Source organism: Streptococcus sp. FDAARGOS_256 (assembly GCF_002289235.2).
Lineage (GTDB): Bacteria > Bacillota > Bacilli > Lactobacillales > Streptococcaceae > Streptococcus.
The window spans coordinates 1195560-1212862 of sequence record NZ_NTGM02000001.1; the positions used below are offsets into that span (position 1 = coordinate 1195560).

At 43.9% G+C, this 17303-nt stretch carries 15 protein-coding genes and 1 other RNA gene; 1 reads left to right on the forward strand and 15 read right to left on the reverse strand.

Annotated elements, in window-relative coordinates; translation table 11 throughout:
• Window positions 1–31 precede the first annotated feature (31 nt).
• A complete protein-coding gene (locus A6J84_RS06065) occupies window positions 32–2401 on the forward strand; it encodes an ATP-dependent RecD-like DNA helicase (protein WP_095726246.1) in 2370 nt (789 codons plus the stop codon).
• Between the two features lie 47 nt (window positions 2402–2448).
• Here the strand turns inward: A6J84_RS06065 and tig are convergent, their stop codons facing one another.
• The 15 genes from tig to rnpB form a co-directional block, all read right to left on the reverse strand.
• Window positions 2449–3732 carry a trigger factor gene (gene tig, locus A6J84_RS06070; RefSeq protein ID WP_000116506.1) on the reverse strand — a complete coding sequence of 428 codons (1284 nt, stop codon included), beginning with the start codon at window positions 3730–3732 and terminating at the stop codon, window positions 2449–2451.
• Window positions 3733–3824: 92 nt separating this feature from the next.
• Window positions 3825–4481 (reverse strand): DNA alkylation repair protein, encoded by a 657-nt coding sequence (locus A6J84_RS06075; protein WP_095726247.1) that lies wholly within the window; start codon window positions 4479–4481, stop codon window positions 3825–3827.
• Window positions 4482–5114, reverse strand: coding sequence for a response regulator transcription factor (locus A6J84_RS06080; protein ID WP_095726248.1), 633 nt, complete (start codon window positions 5112–5114; stop codon window positions 4482–4484).
• A gap of 10 nt (window positions 5115–5124) precedes the next feature.
• Window positions 5125–6123: a sensor histidine kinase gene (locus A6J84_RS06085; protein WP_095726249.1), complete on the reverse strand. Its 999-nt coding sequence runs from the start codon at window positions 6121–6123 to the stop codon at window positions 5125–5127.
• Window positions 6120–6818: a cell wall-active antibiotics response protein LiaF gene (gene liaF, locus A6J84_RS06090; RefSeq protein ID WP_095726250.1), complete on the reverse strand. Its 699-nt coding sequence runs from the start codon at window positions 6816–6818 to the stop codon at window positions 6120–6122. Before liaF ends, A6J84_RS06085 begins: the two co-directional genes overlap by 4 nt.
• 166 nt (window positions 6819–6984) lie before the next feature.
• Entirely contained in the window at window positions 6985–7986 is a 1002-nt protein-coding gene (gene fni, locus A6J84_RS06095) for a type 2 isopentenyl-diphosphate Delta-isomerase (protein ID WP_095726251.1), read from the reverse strand.
• Window positions 7970–8977 carry a phosphomevalonate kinase gene (locus A6J84_RS06100; RefSeq protein WP_095726252.1) on the reverse strand — a complete coding sequence of 336 codons (1008 nt, stop codon included), beginning with the start codon at window positions 8975–8977 and terminating at the stop codon, window positions 7970–7972. Before A6J84_RS06100 ends, fni begins: the two co-directional genes overlap by 17 nt.
• Window positions 8964–9917, reverse strand: a complete 954-nt coding sequence (gene mvaD / locus A6J84_RS06105; RefSeq protein ID WP_095726253.1) for a diphosphomevalonate decarboxylase — start codon at window positions 9915–9917, stop codon at window positions 8964–8966. The genes A6J84_RS06100 and mvaD overlap by 14 nt, the downstream gene beginning before the upstream one ends.
• A complete protein-coding gene (gene mvk, locus A6J84_RS06110; RefSeq protein WP_095726254.1) occupies window positions 9899–10777 on the reverse strand; it encodes a mevalonate kinase in 879 nt (292 codons plus the stop codon). The genes mvaD and mvk overlap by 19 nt, the downstream gene beginning before the upstream one ends.
• Window positions 10778–10896: 119 nt before the next feature.
• Window positions 10897–11916 carry a choline-binding protein CbpC gene (gene cbpC, locus A6J84_RS06115; protein WP_070657712.1) on the reverse strand — a complete coding sequence of 340 codons (1020 nt, stop codon included), beginning with the start codon at window positions 11914–11916 and terminating at the stop codon, window positions 10897–10899.
• 99 nt (window positions 11917–12015) lie between these two features.
• Window positions 12016–12705, reverse strand: coding sequence for a DNA-binding response regulator (locus A6J84_RS06120; protein ID WP_061426759.1), 690 nt, complete (start codon window positions 12703–12705; stop codon window positions 12016–12018).
• Between the two features lie 11 nt (window positions 12706–12716).
• On the reverse strand, window positions 12717–14141 hold the full coding sequence (gndA, locus tag A6J84_RS06125; protein ID WP_061426757.1) for an NADP-dependent phosphogluconate dehydrogenase: 1425 nt from the start codon (window positions 14139–14141) through the stop codon (window positions 12717–12719).
• Between the two features lie 75 nt (window positions 14142–14216).
• A complete protein-coding gene (mapZ, locus tag A6J84_RS06130; RefSeq protein WP_070657711.1) occupies window positions 14217–15662 on the reverse strand; it encodes a cell division site-positioning protein MapZ in 1446 nt (481 codons plus the stop codon).
• Window positions 15663–15674: 12 nt separating this feature from the next.
• Window positions 15675–16832 (reverse strand): THUMP domain-containing class I SAM-dependent RNA methyltransferase, encoded by a 1158-nt coding sequence (locus tag A6J84_RS06135; protein WP_000662905.1) that lies wholly within the window; start codon window positions 16830–16832, stop codon window positions 15675–15677.
• Window positions 16833–16915: 83 nt separating this feature from the next.
• An RNA gene (gene rnpB, locus A6J84_RS06140) (RNase P RNA component class B) lies at window positions 16916–17297 on the reverse strand.
• Window positions 17298–17303: the final 6 nt, after the last annotated feature.

Below are 17303 nucleotides of genomic sequence, written 5' to 3' on the forward strand. Positions count from 1 at the left end.
CAACTCTCACGAACTCATGTAAAGGAAACCTATGGAAGTTTATTTTTCAGGCACCATTGAACGGATTATTTTTGAAAATCCCAGTAATTTTTATCGCATTCTCCTCCTAGATATCGAAGATACGGACGCGGAGGACTTTGACGATTTTGAAATCATCGTTACAGGAACCATGGCTGATGTAATTGAGGGTGAAGACTATACTTTTTGGGGGCAAATCATTCAGCACTCCAAGTATGGAGAACAGCTTCAGATCAGCCGTTATGAGCGGGCAAAACCAACTAAAAATGGGCTAGTCAAGTACTTTTCTAGTAGCCATTTCAAAGGAATTGGTCTCAAAACGGCCCAAAAAATCGTTGATAGCTATGGTGAAAATACCATTGACGAAATTCTGGAACATCCTGAAAAGCTGGAAAGTATTGCAGGACTCTCTGCCAAAAACCGTGAGGCTTTTGTTTCCACCCTCCGTCTCAACTACGGAACAGAGATGGTCTTGGCAAAACTAGCTAACTACGGCATTCCCAATAAACTAGCCTTTCAGATTCAAAACTTTTACAAGGAAGAAACGCTGGATATTGTCGAAAACTATCCCTACCAGTTGGTTGAGGATATCAAGGGATTGGGCTTTACCATTGCTGACCAATTAGCCGCCGAACTAGGCATCGAAAGTCAAGCCCCTGAACGTTTCCGTGCTGGCCTTGTCCACAGTCTTTTTCAGGGATGTATGGATACGGGCAATACCTATATGGAAGCCCGAGATTTGCTGGAACAGACCCTGACTCTCCTCGAGTCTTCCCGTCCCGTGGAACTCGATCCCAGCCAAGTAGCTCAGGAATTATCTCATTTGATTGAAGAAGACAAGGTTCAGCAGATTGATACCAAAATCTTTGATAATAGCCTCTTTTTCGCTGAAGAAGGCATCCGCAGTCACTTGGTTCGTATCCTTGAAAAAGGAAAACAAAAGAGTCATGATTTGGAAACCATTCAAAAGCATATCGCTAGCGTCGAGAAAGAACTGGGTATCCAATACGATAGTATCCAAAAGCAAGCTATCTGTGATGCTATCCAGAACAAGGTCTTTATCCTAACAGGTGGACCTGGTACTGGTAAGACGACTGTTATCAATGGGATTATCGCTATTTATGCCCTCTTAGAAGGACTTGATCTCAGGAAAAAAAGCAACCTGCCTATCCTTCTTGCTGCACCAACTGGTCGAGCGGCTCGGCGCATGAATGAATTAACAGGTTTGCCTAGCGCTACTATACACCGTCATTTGGGGATGACGGGAGACGATGATACCAATCATCTGGAAGATTATCTGGATGCCGACTTCATCATCGTGGATGAGTTTTCTATGGTGGACACTTGGTTAGCCAACCAACTCTTCTCCAATATCTCTTCTAACAGCAAAATTCTCATCGTGGGGGATAGTGACCAGTTGCCTTCTGTCAGTCCTGGACAAGTCCTTGCCGACCTGCTCCAGATACCCCTGATACCTCAGACGCGCTTGGAACGGATTTACCGTCAGAGTGAAGAATCAACTATCGTCACCTTGGCTAGTCAGATTCGACAAGGCATCTTGCCAGCCGACTTTACCCAGAAAAAAGCTGACCGCTCCTACTTTGAAATCGCTAATGGCTATATACCAGCTACCATTGAGAAAATTCTTGGTGCTGCCCTCAGAAGTGGCATTCCGGCTCGCGATATTCAGGTGCTAGCACCTATGTATCGAGGAACTGCTGGTATTGATGCCATCAACCAACTCATGCAAGACCTGCTCAATCCTCAGCAAAAGGGGCAAGTTAGCTTTGAAGCAACTCAGTGTCACTATCGAACGGGGGACAAGGTTATTCACCTAGTCAACGACGCTGAAGTCAATGTCTTTAATGGAGACCTAGGCTACATCACAGACCTGATTCCTGGAAAATACACCGAGTCCAAACAAGACGAGATTGTCATTGATTTTGACGGCAATGAGGTCATCTATCCACGTAACGAATGGTACAAGATTCGCCTGGCCTATGCCATGAGTATTCATAAGTCTCAGGGAAGTGAGTTTCCTGTTGTCATCCTGCCCATCACCAGTGCTAGCAAGCGCATGCTGGAGCGAAATCTCATCTACACAGCTATCACACGGGCCAAGAGCAAGCTCATCCTTCTTGGTGAATTACAGGCCTTTGACTATGCAATCAAACATATTGGAACTGCTCGCAAGACCTATCTGATTGAGCGTTTCAGTGATTTAATTGAAACTAATATTGAAGAAAGCAAACAAGCCTTCTCTGAAACTGCCACAGCAAGTGACTCTGAACAATCCTACATCCTCACTGAGGAAAACTGGTCTAGCATCCCAGCCATGATCGGGATTACAGATGCTGACTTAAAAGAGATTTTTGGAAAATAGTGCAACAGAAAGCCCACCTAGTCAGGTGGGCTTTTTCTCTTTTAAGATTATTTTACTGTTGCAGTGCTTGTGATCAATTCAACAGCTTTTTTGATAGTGATATCGTGTTTCAACATGTCAGCTGAAAGCAAGTTTTGCACTTGTGCAACTTCCATGTTGTAGTCTGCTGCCAATTGCTCGATTTCTTTTTGGATTTCTTCTTCTGAAGCGTCAAATCCTTCAGCTTTGGCAACTGCTTCGATAACAAGGTTAGTCTTCGTACGTGACTCAGCTTCTGCTTCGTATTGTTTGTGAAGGTCTTCTTGAGTAGTTCCTGTGATTTGGAAGTACATGTCAGGGTTGATCCCTTGGCGTTGCAAGTTTCCAAGGAATTCATTTACTGAACGGTGAACTTCTTCGTGGATCATTTCTTCTGGAAGTTCTACGATTTCAGCGTTTTCTACAGCTTTATCGATTGCTGCACCTTCAACGGCATCTTTGTATGCTTCTTCTTTCGCAGCAGTCAATTCTTTGCGGTATTTTTCTTTCAATTCGTCAAGAGTTTCCACTTCTTCGTCGATGTCTTTTGCAAGTTCATCGTCAAGAGCTGGAACTTCTTTTGCTTTTACTTCGTGAATAGTTGTTACGAATTTAGCTTCTTTACCTGCAAGGTCTTCTGCTTGGTAGTCTTCTGGGAATGTTACAACTACATCAACAGTTTCGCCAGCTGAGTGTCCAACCAATTGGTCTTCAAAACCAGGGATGAATTGACCTGAACCAAGTCCAAGTGAGAAGTTTTCACCTTTTCCACCGTCAAATTCAACACCGTCAATAGAACCAACGAAGTCAATAACAACAGTGTCGCCATTTTCAGCAGCGCCTTCTTTGATAACCAATTCAGCCAAGTTGTTGCGTTCGCGTTCGATACGTTCTTCAACGTCAGCGTCAGTTACTTCTTTTTCTACATCAACTGATACTTCAAGGTTTTTGTAGTCACCCAATTTTACTTCAGGTTTTGTCACGACTTCAGCAGTGATAACCCAGTCTTGACCTTTTTCCATTGAAGTTACGTCAATTTTTGGTTGCGCAACGACTTCAAGACCAGCTTCTTTTACTGCAGCTTCATAAGCATTTGGCAAAAGTGCGTTCATTGCATCTTGATAAAGAGCTTCTTCACCAAATTTTTGGTCGAAGATAGGGCGTGGAAGGTGACCTTTACGGAAACCAGGAACGTTAAGAGTTTTCTTTACTGAGTTAAATACACGGTCCAATTCTGGTTTGATTTGGTCTTGAGAGATTGTGAAAGTCAAGACACCACGGTTTGTTTCTTTGTTTTCAAATGATACAGACATTCTGTCATTTCTCCTTAAAATTTTTTAAATACAGTCTATTATAGCATAAACCACGGTTAATTTTCAAGTAATGAATGCGCTTTTCAATGATGCTAAAGGTACTTGCTTGCTTCCCTGATACTGAGTTCAGCCATTCTTTCCCTGTTTTTTTCGATGAAGCTTGCTACCCATTCCGGATTGGTTTTGGAGTAGTCTCTTAGGGCCCAACCGATGGCTTTGTTGATAAAAAATTCGGTCTGGTCCAGATTATTGAGCAGGACCTTTTCCATTAGTTGAACATCCGTCTTCTCTTTTCTTAACAACTGGTGGTCAATAGCGACTCGCCTCAGCCAGATATTGTCTGATAGGCTCCATTTGAGGATGATTTCTCCCAGTTCTGGCTTGTCATATACCAAACTTCCTACTACTCGGTCTAGGATATCTACTGTGTCCCACCAGGATTTGGTTACGACTAGACGCTCAAGCTTAGGCAAATCGTTCTCCGTCAAATAAGACTGCATAGCTTTCAAATAGTTGGCAGCCACATATTGATATTCTCTAGCATCCTTTTCCCAGCAAGTGTCTACAAAATCCCAATAGATGAGCTTTGTTTTTTTCGCACTTGGAAAGTATTTTTTGTAGAGGGCATTTCTTTCAGGAGCTGCAATACCTAAAAAGGAAAATTGGTATCGCATATAGGCTTCCATTGGGCCTGCTTTCTCAGGATCTTTCGCCGCTTCTAGCTCCTCAAGTAAATCTGCAAGACTCATCTAAAAGTTCTCCTGCCCAACCAAGTGGTGCTGAAAGGCATAGACCGCAGCCTGGGTGCGATCACTGACCTCAAGCTTGGCTAGGATGTTGGACACGTGGGTCTTGACCGTCTTGAGAGAGATGAAGAGTTCATCTGCAATGCGTTGATTTTCGTAGCCCTTAGCGATGAGTTGGAGCACGTCTCGCTCACGCGCAGTCAGCTCCTCATGAAGCTCCATATGATTACGGTGGTATTCAACCTTCTTGCTGACCTCTTGTTCAATAGCCAGCTCTCCAGCAGCCACCTTACGAACAGCGTGCAGCAATTCATCCGCACTTGAAGTCTTGAGCATATAGCCTCTAGCACCAGCGTTCAAGACAGGCATGATTTTTTCATTGTCCAAGTAAGATGTCACAATCAAAATCTTGGCTTCAGGCCATTCTTTGAGGATGGCTAAGGTTGCATCAATCCCATTCATCTCAGGCATGACAATATCCATGACAATGACATCTGGACGGAGTTCCAAGGCTAACTCAATACCTTGAGACCCATTGGCCGCCTCGCCCACAACTTCTACATCGTCTTGGAGGTCAAAGTAGCTTTTCAAGCCCAATCGGACCATTTCATGGTCATCTACCAGTAAAATTTTCATCTATACTCCTTTATGATTCCTTGTCTAGCAGGGGAATACGGATATCAACCGCCAGTCCTTGCTTTGGAGCTGTCAAGAGTTGAACCGTTCCTGCCATATCTTCGACCCGCTCCTTAATATTTCGCAGCCCATAACTCAAGTCATCTAAACTCCCCAACTGGAAACCAATTCCATTGTCCACCACCTTCAGCTGCAATTCTACCTCTGTCTGATAGAGGTAGACATCTAGGCAAGATGCCTGGGCATGGCGGAGGGTATTGCTGATCAATTCCTGCAAAATACGGAAGATATGTTCTTCAATCTTCTTAGGCAATTTAGACACATTTTGCTTGAGGCTAACCTTGAGATCGCTCTTGTCCTCAAGCTCTTTTAAGAGGATTTGAATCCCCTCAACCAAACTCTTTTCTTCCAACTCTACAGGTCGCAAATGTAGGAGCAAGACCCGCAAATCTTTCTGGGCTGTTTCGAGAATGGCTGCAACACTTTGCAACTGGGTCTGCATCTTTTCTCTATCCAGCTTCAAGGCCTGCTGGCTGACACCTGATAAAATCATATGGGCTGCAAACAACTCCTGACTAACTGTATCGTGCAAGTCACGTGCAATCCGCTTCCGTTCTTTCTCGATGATTGCTTCTTCCCTGACCAGGCTTTGATTTTCAGCCTTTTGAACAGCCTCTGTCAAGAGGTTGAGCTTGCCAGACAAGGACTTGAAACTGGCTTCCAAGTCTGGATCTGCAAAAGAAACCACCTCTTTTCCTGCTAGCAGTCGCTTGAGATTGATCTGCATTTTTCTGCGTGAAATTTCTTCCATCACCCGCCAAAAGAGGACAAAAAAGAAGGTCATGGAAAGACTAAAGACCAAGATCAAGAAGATGAGTTTCTCCGTTTTCTCGATATCCTGTAGCAAATAGGACCAATCCAGTTCAAAAATATCAAGTAGACTATTGGTCAAAAAGAGGATAAAAAGGAGAGCAGTCAGCCCGATTAACAGATAAGATTGCTTTTTCATCCTCTGACCACCTCCACATCGCCAACCATAGTAGTTAGGAAAATTTTGACGCTCTTGTTACTCTTGAGATAGTCTCTGGTCTCCTGATGATAGTGTTCATTGCGGAGGGATCTCTTAGGTTGATGAAGGAAGGTTAGATCTCCATAAAGACAGTTAACACTGAGGCTGATTTCCACATCAACTGGTACGATAATCCTAGTTGTTCCGACCATCTTTCTAAGGATAATGACATTGTCATGATTGGTTAGGATAACTCTTTCCAAATGAATGGTGTCCTTACCCATCAGGCGAAAGAGGTTGATATCGTCAAACTGGCAGGTCTGGTGACTAGAGAAATGATGGAGATTGCCAAACCAAGGATTGCGTTCATTTTTAACCGTTACCACCTCTTCAAATACCAAGTCCGTCTCCTCTTTTTCTTGGTTCATCATTGGATAAAGAAGAAAGAGACTGTAAATCACTGCCACAAAGATGGCTATAATCACAAAGGGATTAAGCATGACGATGAAAAAGAAGAGTATGGTCGCCACAAGGAGGAACACATTGTTACCCTCTTTACCTGAATAATAGCGTAGCAAGAGCATAAAGAGAAATAAAATCAGCAGAAAACGCGAAAAATGCTCTGATACCATCAAAATCAGAGCTCCCGTCAATAGACAGGCTTCAATAAATAAAAAGATTTGAAATTTTTTCATAGCTGCATCCTCTCTTTTCTATTTTATCACAATTCAAAAAAGTCACCTCGGTCTGAGGATGGAAAAAGGAGATTGGACAGAAATCGCTCCTACAAGCTTGGTTTCATCAACTCACCACAGTTGGCAAAAGGCTACAAAAAAGGGCGGGATTCTTGTCCCGACCTCTTTAGATCTGATCATTCGCTTCTTTGAGTTTGCCATAAAGAATATAGTCTACTTTTTGCAGATCCGCTATGGTGGCACAGTTAAGGGCACACATGATCAAACGCAGATCGTCTTTCCAGCCTTGGATGATGCCAATCACCTCTTCGACGGAGTAGGTTTCAATCAACTCTAGAACGGTTCGAGACAGTCCTACAGCCTTGGCTCCAAAGACCAAGCACTTAATCATATCAAGCGGATTCCGAACGCCTCCGCTAACCAAGAGTTCGACCTTGTCTTTCCAGTCTTGGGCATTGAGAAGGGCTTGCATAGTAGACTGGCCCCATTGATTGAGGTAATCACGCTGACCACTGCGACGGTTTTCGATATAGGCAAAGCTGGTGCCACCACGACCTGATAGGTCAACCGTTCGAACACCCAGTTCATAGGCTCTCTCGATGGTCTTCACATCCATCCCAAAGCCCACTTCCTTGAGAATAATAGGAGCAGGGATTTGCTTGCTGTAGTCTGCCAGATGTGATTGCCAGTTTCGAAACTTTCTTTCTCCCTCTTGCATGAGCAATTCCTGCATGACATTAACATGCACTTGAAGGAGAAGAGGATTCATCTCTTCTACAGTCTGAAGTCCTAACTCAACAGGCTTGTCCAATCCAATATTGGTTCCAAGGAGGAGATTTGGATGGCTAGATTTGACAGAAAAAGAGTCGTCTGTTGGATCCTTAAGTGCTGCGCTATAAGAACCCGTTACAAACAAAATCCCACAGGCTTCTGCCACCTGAGCTAGTTTTTGATTGATTTCTTTACCTTTTTCGCTCCCACCTGTCATGGCATTGATATAAAAAGGAAAGTCCCACTTTCGACCTGCAAACTCTGTAGACAAATCAATCTCATCCAGGTCATAAAGAGGCAGGGAAGAATGAATCAACTCCACCTCATCAAAGCTATTATAGGAACTTTTCTGCTCAAGGGCATAGCGGATGTGCTCGTCCTTACGATTTGTCGTCATGTCCTATCCTTTCTTGGTATAAGAGCTCAATCCCCAGATCGGCCCAGCGATTTTTTATGGTTTCAGTTGATTGCACATCAAAACTCAAGGCAATGCCACAGTCACCACCACCAGCACCGCTACTCTTGGCAACAGCCTGCAAATCTTGACCGGCTTCTTTCAACTGTCTCAGCGAAGGTGTGTAAATATCTGGGCTCAAACCTTCTAAAAGCTGACTGGCTGTTTCCAGCTGCTCGATAATTTTTTCTGCATTCCCCTGTTCCAGGGCTTCTACCAAAGCAACCACCGTTGCTTCTGAGGAAGTTAAAAAATTCTGATTGATGTTTTGCTTGATTTGCTTGACCATGTCACTAGACACAGCTACTTCCTTGGTCCATCCAACTAGGAAATCACATTCTAGACCTGGTTTTACTTGTAAGATAGAAAAGCCCCAAGCACGCTCCAAAACTGTTGCCAAGCTTTCTTCTTCCAACCAAGCAGCTATCTTCTTTCGATCAAAAGACTGGTAGAGAACCAAATCCTCTGCAACAATACAGGCAAGGTCTCCCATAGAACCATTGTCGCCTCGCTTGAGCAAGACCGCGCTTGCCAGCTTGAACAAGAGTTCCGGATCAACCGTAATATCATATAGAGCCAGCAGGGCCTTGATCACCAAGACAACGACGCTACCACTCGAACCCAGACCAAACTTTTTGCCTTCCCGTTCCATTTTTCCACGAATTTCCAAGGAAAAAGGTCGCAAGGCTTGCCCACGATTGGCGAGGAAGTCCCCCATCAAAGCAATCGTTTCTTGAATCAAGCTGTAGTCAAGATTTGGCGTCAAGTCCACTGCGAAATCAAACAGACCTGAGTAGATACGGTAGCTGTCAGAAAAAGCAATCTCAGCCTTCATATAGATGGGGATGGCCTTTATCAAGGCCAACTGCCCTGGCTCTAGAATAGCATATTCACCTGCCCAATAGAGTTTTCCGCACGTTTTAACAGCAATCATCTTGACTCAAATCCTTTGTTTTTGACACAATCAAGCGGTAACGTTGACCGAAGATTTCTGATAAATGCTCCAAGTCTTTCTCCTGACAGAGGACCTTGACATTGGGACCAGCATCCATGGTAAAGTAGCAGGCTTCCCCTTGCTCACGAAGCTGGCGAACAAAGTCCATGGCTTCATAGGAAGCATCCGTCAGATATGAAAAGGCTGGCGATGCTGTTTTGGTCGTAGCGTGCATAGCAAGGGCATTTTTCTCCGTTAATTCCCCAACCTTGGCAAAGTCATTTTCCTTGAGATAAAGCAGCATATCCTGATAGTCCTTCTCAGACTGGCGTACCCAGTCATCAAAGGTCGTCGAGGTTTCCACACAGAGTTTCATCCCATCACGGCTAGAAATTGGTTTTTTCTTGTCCTCTAGCACCAACATGATCATAGCTAGTCTCAAGTCTGTCTCTACAGGGTAAATCTCCCCACTATCCTTGTCCCAGGCACCGAGTGGCCCATAAAAACTACGAGAGGAAGAACCAGAAGCAAACTTAGCCTCCTGTGCCAACTGACTCCGATTCAAACCAAGCTGGAAATAAGCATTGCATGCCTTGACCAAGGCGGACAAACCACTAGAACTGGATGACAAGCCAGCCGCAGTCGGCATGTTGTTTTGGGTATCGATACGGACAAATCCCTCACCTTCTGGACGGTAACGGTTGATGATTTTGCTCATCTTGGCATGCTCAGCCTCACTCTGAAGCTGACCATTGATATAAAAGGCATCAGCAGTCGCATCCGTCGGTAGAGGCGACAAGGTCGTCTCTGTGTACATGTTTTCCAAAGTCAGAGAGATACTGCTAGTAGCAGGAACCATCTCTTTTTCTTTTTTCTTTCCCCAATATTTGATAATGGCAATATTTGCGTAGGAACGTACTGTTACAGGCTTTCGATCCATGTCTGAACAGCTCCTTTCTCTTCTAATCGTTTTGCTAGTTCTTGCGCTTGGTCCAGATTAGCTACCAAGGCGATAATACAGCCTCCTAGTCCACCACCACTCATCTTGGCACCTAGAGCACCATGGCTCAGAGCCGCTTCAACGAGGGAGTCTGCCTCAGGGCTACTGACACCAATTTCTTTTAAATGTAAATGCGCTTGACTGAGGATTTGTCCCAGTCCCTCAGCATCTTTTCGTCTAATCGCATCTTCTGCTTGCTGGGTCAATTCTCCCAAGGCATGCAAAAACGGCAGGGCATCCTTTCCCTTGCTTTGAACGACTTGGATAGCTTCACGAGTGTGGCCATACACACCTGTATCTGCAATCACCAAATAAGCAGATAGGTTCATCTCAAGTTCTGTAAAACCAACATTTTTGATAAAGCGAATAGGTTGGTCACTGAGACAGGTCTTGGCATCCAAACCGCTTGGATTCATATGGGCAATCATCTCAGCCCGATTGACCAAGATTTCTAGCACATCGTGAGGCAGGTCGGCTTGGTAGTAGTCAAATACCGCACGAATGGCCGCTATGCTGATAGCCGCTGACGAACCCATCCCCCGTTTTTCAGGGATAGCCGAGTCAATCACACATCGAATGCAGGCTTCTTTAATCTCTAAATATTCTAACGAGGCATACACCGCCATGGACAAGGTATCCTCCTCATAAAGACGCCATGGACTTTCAGCAGGGACCACCTTGCAGGTCACCTCCACCTCTAAAAGAGGCAAGGAAATGGCAGGATAGCCGTATACGACCGCATGCTCTCCTATTAAAATAATCTTACTATGTGCCTGACCGACACCAACTTTTTTTGTCATGTTTTCCTTTAACCAGACGAAAAGACCGTCTCACTTTTCATACAGTAGTATTTTCTCCTATCTATTTTATTATATTTTCACAAAAAAAGCGATTGTTTCCTTCACAATCGCCTCCTTCATTATTGGACCCATTCGCCATTATAGTTGACCGAATAGCCTTCTACGGTCGTATTCACTGCTAAAGCACCTGAACTATATGCGTAGTACCATTTACCATTAACCTGGAACCAGCCAGTCTTCATATCGCCATTACTTGTATGTAGATAATACCAAGTCGAACCTTCCTGATACCAGCCAGTCGCCATGGCTCCTGATGAACGGAGATAGTACCACTTGTTCCCAAGATATTGCCAGCCCGTTTTCATATCGCCATTTGGATCGTCTAAATAGTACCAAGTTGAGCCTTCTTGATACCAGCCAGTTGCCATTGCACCTGATGAACGGAGGTAGTACCACTTATTGCCAAGTTGTTTCCAACCTGTTTGCATGATGCCAGTTGTTGGATCTAAGTAGTACCACGGAGCAGGTTTGCTTCTATCAATGCCAAAAGTAACATGGAAATCTTGAGTCCAACCCTTAGCAACTTCACCAATTGGTAGTGGATTGTAAGAATCATCGCCAGAAATTCCTAGCTTATTTAAATAATACCAATTGCCGTCTTCATAAGTCCAGCCCGTCTTTACGGCATAATTATTATCAAAATAATAAGTTCTCTTTTCAGCAGATGGAGTATATTGTTCACCGTATACTTTTCCTGTATTTTCAGACGTTTTTGCCTCTAGTACTTGTTTATCTGTTTGTTCTAGCAAAGCACCATCTTGTCCAAAATAGTACCACTTCTGTTGAAGGCCAATTTCTAAGACTGGACGATTATTAAATAAATTATCACGATAACCTGTTCCATGAATTTCTACGTATTGCCAACCGACAACCATCTCTCCTCTATCACCAAAATAGTAAGTTTTACCGTCTATTTTATGCCAATAGATTGCTTTATGATCATCTTTTACATAATATTTTCTATTATCCTTATCAACAAATTGGCCACCTGTGGTATCCGCAAATACAGTATTTGTCGCTAGCAAACCAAAGAAAAATGTTGCTAGTGCGACTTGCATCATTATTTTAAATTTCTTCATTAGATCTTTCCTCCATAACTGATTGTAGCAAAGACTTTATTGTATGTCAATATATAGAAACTTCTCAAAAAAAGCAGTTACACAACTGCAACTGCTTTTCTATTCTTGCATGGTGTACCCAACACCACGCACGGTTTTAATGTAGCTTTTTTGACCTTTTACATCAAGCTTGCTACGTAGATAACGGATATAAACATCCACGATATTAGTTTCTGTCGCACTTTCGTACTTCCAAACACTTTCCAACAACTGCTCACGAGTCAAGACCTTCTTGCTTCCCATGAGAGTGGCCAAAAGGTCATACTCACGGCGCGTCAGAGCAATCATCTCCTCGCCACGATAAACGGTATGATGTTCTACATCCATACGCAAATTGCGGTAAGATGTTGGGACCTTCATCTGACTACAGTGTTGGTCGATAAAGTCCCGACCTCGGAAAATCGCTGAAATACGAGCCACCAGCTGATCAATAATCACTGGCTTATAGATGTAAGAAACGGCGAAGCGCTGGATTGTCTCAATCTGGTCTTGCAATTCTTCGCGATGGTCCAAGACCATAATCACTGAGGCAGGTTTTGTCCGACTCAGCCTCTCTGCAAAATCCTGGGCCGTCATATTCCCCAGACGAGCATTCAGTAAAATCAAGTCATAATCTGTCTGGAGAGCCATGGAGAGGGCTTTTTGCCCCTCCTCGACCAGATCAACACGGTATTGCTCTTTTTGGAGTTCCAGACTGAGAAAATGAGCGAGATTTCGTTCTTTCTCAAGTAATAAAATCCGTTTCCCCATGGCAGACCTACTTATTTTTCGTCATACCAAGAGTAGTGGAATGTTCCTTCTTTGTCTTTACGTTGGTAAGTGTGGGCACCAAAGTAGTCACGTTGCGCTTGGATCAAGTTAGCTGGAAGGTCTGCTGAACGGTAGCTATCAAAGTAAGTAATAGCTGCTGAGAAAGTTGGCACTGGTACACCAGCTTGAACAGCAAGAGCTACGATATCGCGCACTGCTTGTTGGTACTTGGCAGTAACATCCAAGAAGTACTCATCCAAGAGAAGGTTAGCAAGATCAGCATCGCGGTTGTAGGCATCTGTGATCTTTTGCAAGAAACGAGAACGGATGATACAGCCATCACGCCAGATAGAGGCGATGTCCGCAAATGGCAAGTTCCAGTTGTTTTCTTTAGAAGCTACACGCAATTGAGCAAAACCTTGTGCGTATGAAATGATTTTTGAGAAGTAAAGGGCTTGACGGATCTTTTCGATCAACTCAGCCTTGTCACCTTCAAATTTGAAATCAGCTGGTTTTGGAAGGACCTTGCTAGCATGTACACGCTCTTCTTTGTATGTGGAGATGTAGCGGGCAAATACTGACTCAGTAATCAGTGACAATGGCACACCAAGGTCAAGAGCTGATTGGCTAGTCCATTTACCAGTTCCTTTGTTTCCTGCAGCATCCAGGATGTAGTCTACGATTGGTCCATCTTGACCTTCATCGTCTTTACGGCTCAAGATATCAGCTGTGATTTCGATCAAGTAGCTGTCCAACTCTCCCTTGTTCCACTCAGTAAAGATTTCAGCCATGTCTTCTGCAGAAAGGCCAAGCAAGTGTTGCATCAAGTCATAGCTTTCTGCGATCAATTGCATGTCACCATACTCGATACCGTTGTGGACCATTTTTACATAGTGACCAGCTCCATCAGGACCGATGTAAGTCACACATGGTTTGCCATCTTCTGGTGCTTTAGCTGAGATTTCTTCGAGAACATCCGCAACCAATTCGTAGGCTTCTTTTTGTCCACCAGGCATGATAGAAGGCCCTTCAAGGGCACCTTTTTCACCACCAGAAACTCCTGTACCGATAAAGTTGATACCTGAGTTTGCTAGTTCTTCGTTACGACGGATGGTATCTTTGTAGAAAGTGTTTCCTCCATCAATCAATATATCTCCCTTGTCGAGGTGGGGAAGAAGAGCTTGGATAGTTGCGTCTGTACCAGGTCCAGCTTGAACCATCAGCATGATACGACGAGGTTTTTCGATTGAGTTTACAAAGCTTTCAACGTCATAGCTTGGCACAAAGTTCTTTTCAGGATGGCAAGCAATTACGTCTTCTGTTTTTTCTTTACTACGGTTGTAAATGGCAACTGTATAACCACGAGATTCGATATTTAGGGCAAGGTTACGACCCATTACGGCCATACCAACGACACCAAAGTTAGCTTTTGTCATGTGACACTCCTCTTGTTTAATATGTTTTATTTTATCATTTTTACCTATGAAAGGAAAGAATTTTGTAACGGAGTCCTAATAGTCCAAGTCATCTGCATGACCAGAACCATTCCCTACAAAGTAACCTGTCTTACAGTTGAGGGTGAAGAGATAGGTTCCATCTGGTTTATAGAGGTTGTAATAACCATTTCCGTTTACGATATTGACACGTTCTAGGATATATTGATTTCCAGTGATATAGCCACGAGCACGTGATGTTGCTAGAACTTGTTCCAATACACCATCCGCAAAGGTCCAAGCAGGGTTGTTGCTATCGTCTACAGCTGATTGGTTGTAAGGTACACGACTAGCACTTCTTTGAAGATTAACCCCATCGCCAGACAAACCACCATTTGTGTCTCTAGCTGGTGCCGCGGTGCTTGTTGAAGGTGTCGTACTGCTTGCATTGCTCTCTGTAGCTGAACTTGAGCTTGCTTGACTCGTGCTAGAGCTCGAACTTGAGCTGGAAGCACTGGTTTGTTGACTCTTTCCAAGACTAATGGCCTTATCCAAGAGTTTGTCTAGTTCTGTGTTGCCTGTCTTAATTTCTGTAAATTTAGCATCCGCCTTGGCCTTAGCATTAGTATCCAAGACTCCGTCCGTAATAGCTGGACTTTCAAAGAGGGCATTAACATCTTGAATAGCCTTGATTTGAGTTGCTAGGCTATCATATCTTGACTTAGCTAGTGTATAATCACGGCTACCTTCTAACTTATCTAGCAAGGTTTTCAGTTGGCTCAATTTATCAAACTGGCTGTTTTTCAGAGCTGTCTTATTAGCATCTGTATAGAAAGTATCATAGAGATCATTGAAGTCTTTCAAAGCTGTTTGTGTCCCTTGATCATCCGAAGAAGCTGCTTGAGAAGACTGGATTTCTTGGTTTGAACGAGATACTTGACTGTAGACATAATATGTTCCAGCAAGCACAAGGATTGCAGCTACTACCGAAGCAATGATGATGACACCTTTCTTCTTAGAGCCTGTTTCAGGTTCTGTTTGAGCCGAACGTGATAGAGGTGTATAGGTCTCCTCTTCTCGTTCCTCATTTATTTCCTTGGGCTCTGTTTCTGTTAAAACGAGAGGCTCTATTTCAGCACTTTCTTCATCTTGAAGGGGTGGAACAAACTGAGTAGTCTCTTCATTTTCTATCTCTTCAATAGATTCCTCAGCAACCATGTCTGAATCGTCTACCTGATCAGAAGATTCACTTGATTCACGAACTTCTTGGATCATTTCCTCTAGGTTTTGAGTAGAAGCCAGTTCTTCTTTTTTAAACTGACGAGTTTCAAACTTGTCAGCTTCAATCTCTTCACGGTGTTGTTTGATGTATTTGTCTAAGATACTGTCCTCAGGCAATACTCCTGCTTCAACCTCTTCATTCTTACGAATGACCTGACCAACAGTCAAGTCTTTTGCTTCGTCAAAGTCGAATTGTGGTTCTTGATGTCCTTTTTTATGACGATCACGTCTTTTCTTACTCATGAGTTCACCTTTCTATTTTACCTCTTGGCGTTTGACACGCTGACCAAAGTATTGATACAAATCCACTTTTAAGGTCCCGTTATAGAGTTTTCGTTTTTTATCAGCTGGACTTCCGTACTTGCTTTCAAAAGCTTCGTCACTCGTCAGGATAAACTTACTCCACGTTTTCAGTGGTGCAAAGACCTGTCCCATCTCAGCATAGAGCTTGGTAACTCCTGCATCATCAGACAAGCGTTCCCCATATGGTGGATTGGAAATGATAACGCCATTAATCTTGTCTGTGCGCAAGTCCTGTACCCGCATTTGCTTAAAGGTGATGTCACCTGCGACACCTGCTGCTTGAGCATTTGCCTTGGCAATTTCCACCATGCGAGCATCTATATCACAGCCCATAATGTCCAGCTCAAGTTCACGATCAATTTTCTTAGCCGCCTCTGTGCGAACTTCTTGGATTAACCGATCGCTGACCCAGTTCCATTCCTCAAAAGCAAAGGAACGGCGAAGTCCTGGAGCCATCTTTCTAGCAATCATAGCCGCCTCGATACAGAACGTTCCTGAACCACAGGTCGGATCAATCAAGGGCTTGTCTGGATACCAATTAGATAGTTGTAAAATGGCTGCTGCCATGTTTTCTTTGATCGGCGCTCCACCCTTTTCCGTACGATAACCACGCTTAAAGAGGCTAGAACCAGTCGTGTCAATCATGACAGTTGCCACATCTTTCAGGATAGATACCTCAATCTTAAACTCGGGACCCGTTTCCATCAAGGGAACTCCTTCTGGACGGGCATAGTGTTTTTGTAATTTCTTCACAACAGCCTTCTTAGAAATAGCCTGAACACTGGGCTCGTTGTGGAGTTTAGACTTCACACATTTTGCCTTTGATATCGGGAAGCGTGCTCCTAGCGGGAGATAGTTTTCCCAATCTAGAGCAAAAACACCTTGAAAAAGCTCTTCAAAAGTCTTAGCAGGAAAACTTCCGACTACAATCTTGATGCGATCCGCTGCACGAAGCCAAAGATTGGTCTCGATGATTGCCTTCACATCTCCTTGAAAGCGGACACGCCCATTTTCAACCTGGCAATCATAACCAAGGTCTCGCACCTCACGTCCAACGACAGCCTCGAGACCCGCCGCAGCAGTTGCGATTAAATTAAATTGTTCTTTCATTTCTAGTCTTGCAAGACCTTTCTCTTGTTCACTTTAAAAAATGAGGTTGAGAAAGATTTCTCAGCCCCAACCTATATGCAATTTTCTATAAGCCATGTTTTGTTCCAGAAGTGACTAGGACCACTTCCTTCGATAATCATCTGTCTACCGCTAACAGCATAAATCTGCTAGCAGTCAGAGTACTACGTTCGTTTCCGTGCACTCCATGCCCCGACCAAAATTTGGGTTGCTAGCTTGAGGGGTTTACCGCGTTCCACTCTCTCTGTTTCCAGAAAGACTCCGTCACTGTGGCACTTTCAAGCCTATTCTGACCTATCCGAAGACTTAGCCATTTCGACTGCCGTAACGATTTCTCGTCCCTAGGCTTATGGATTCGCCTAGCACAAACACTACAGGCATCACAGCCTGTGCTAGCATGGACTTTCCTCATGAAAAGAGAACCTCTTCACGCGATTATCCAAAAATTGCACT

Excerpts from the sequence above, each read along its gene's own strand:
- mvaD (WP_095726253.1), bottom strand. The coding sequence starts at position 9,917 with ATGGATCGAAAGCCTGTAACAGTACGTTCCTACGCAAATATTGCCATT.
- mapZ (WP_070657711.1), bottom strand. The coding sequence starts at position 15,662 with ATGAGTAAGAAAAGACGTGATCGTCATAAAAAAGGACATCAAGAACCA.
- fni (WP_095726251.1), bottom strand. The coding sequence starts at position 7,986 with ATGACGACAAATCGTAAGGACGAGCACATCCGCTATGCCCTTGAGCAG.
- gndA (WP_061426757.1), bottom strand. The coding sequence starts at position 14,141 with ATGACAAAAGCTAACTTTGGTGTCGTTGGTATGGCCGTAATGGGTCGT.
- A6J84_RS06085 (WP_095726249.1), bottom strand. The coding sequence starts at position 6,123 with ATGAAAAAGCAATCTTATCTGTTAATCGGGCTGACTGCTCTCCTTTTT.
- A6J84_RS06080 (WP_095726248.1), bottom strand. The coding sequence starts at position 5,114 with ATGAAAATTTTACTGGTAGATGACCATGAAATGGTCCGATTGGGCTTG.
- A6J84_RS06075 (WP_095726247.1), bottom strand. The coding sequence starts at position 4,481 with ATGAGTCTTGCAGATTTACTTGAGGAGCTAGAAGCGGCGAAAGATCCT.
- mvk (WP_095726254.1), bottom strand. The coding sequence starts at position 10,777 with ATGACAAAAAAAGTTGGTGTCGGTCAGGCACATAGTAAGATTATTTTA.
- A6J84_RS06120 (WP_061426759.1), bottom strand. The coding sequence starts at position 12,705 with ATGGGGAAACGGATTTTATTACTTGAGAAAGAACGAAATCTCGCTCAT.
- tig (WP_000116506.1), bottom strand. The coding sequence starts at position 3,732 with ATGTCTGTATCATTTGAAAACAAAGAAACAAACCGTGGTGTCTTGACT.
- cbpC (WP_070657712.1), bottom strand. The coding sequence starts at position 11,916 with ATGAAGAAATTTAAAATAATGATGCAAGTCGCACTAGCAACATTTTTC.
- A6J84_RS06100 (WP_095726252.1), bottom strand. The coding sequence starts at position 8,977 with ATGATTGCTGTTAAAACGTGCGGAAAACTCTATTGGGCAGGTGAATAT.
- liaF (WP_095726250.1), bottom strand. The coding sequence starts at position 6,818 with ATGAAAAAATTTCAAATCTTTTTATTTATTGAAGCCTGTCTATTGACG.
- A6J84_RS06135 (WP_000662905.1), bottom strand. The coding sequence starts at position 16,832 with ATGAAAGAACAATTTAATTTAATCGCAACTGCTGCGGCGGGTCTCGAG.
- A6J84_RS06065 (WP_095726246.1), top strand. The coding sequence starts at position 32 with ATGGAAGTTTATTTTTCAGGCACCATTGAACGGATTATTTTTGAAAAT.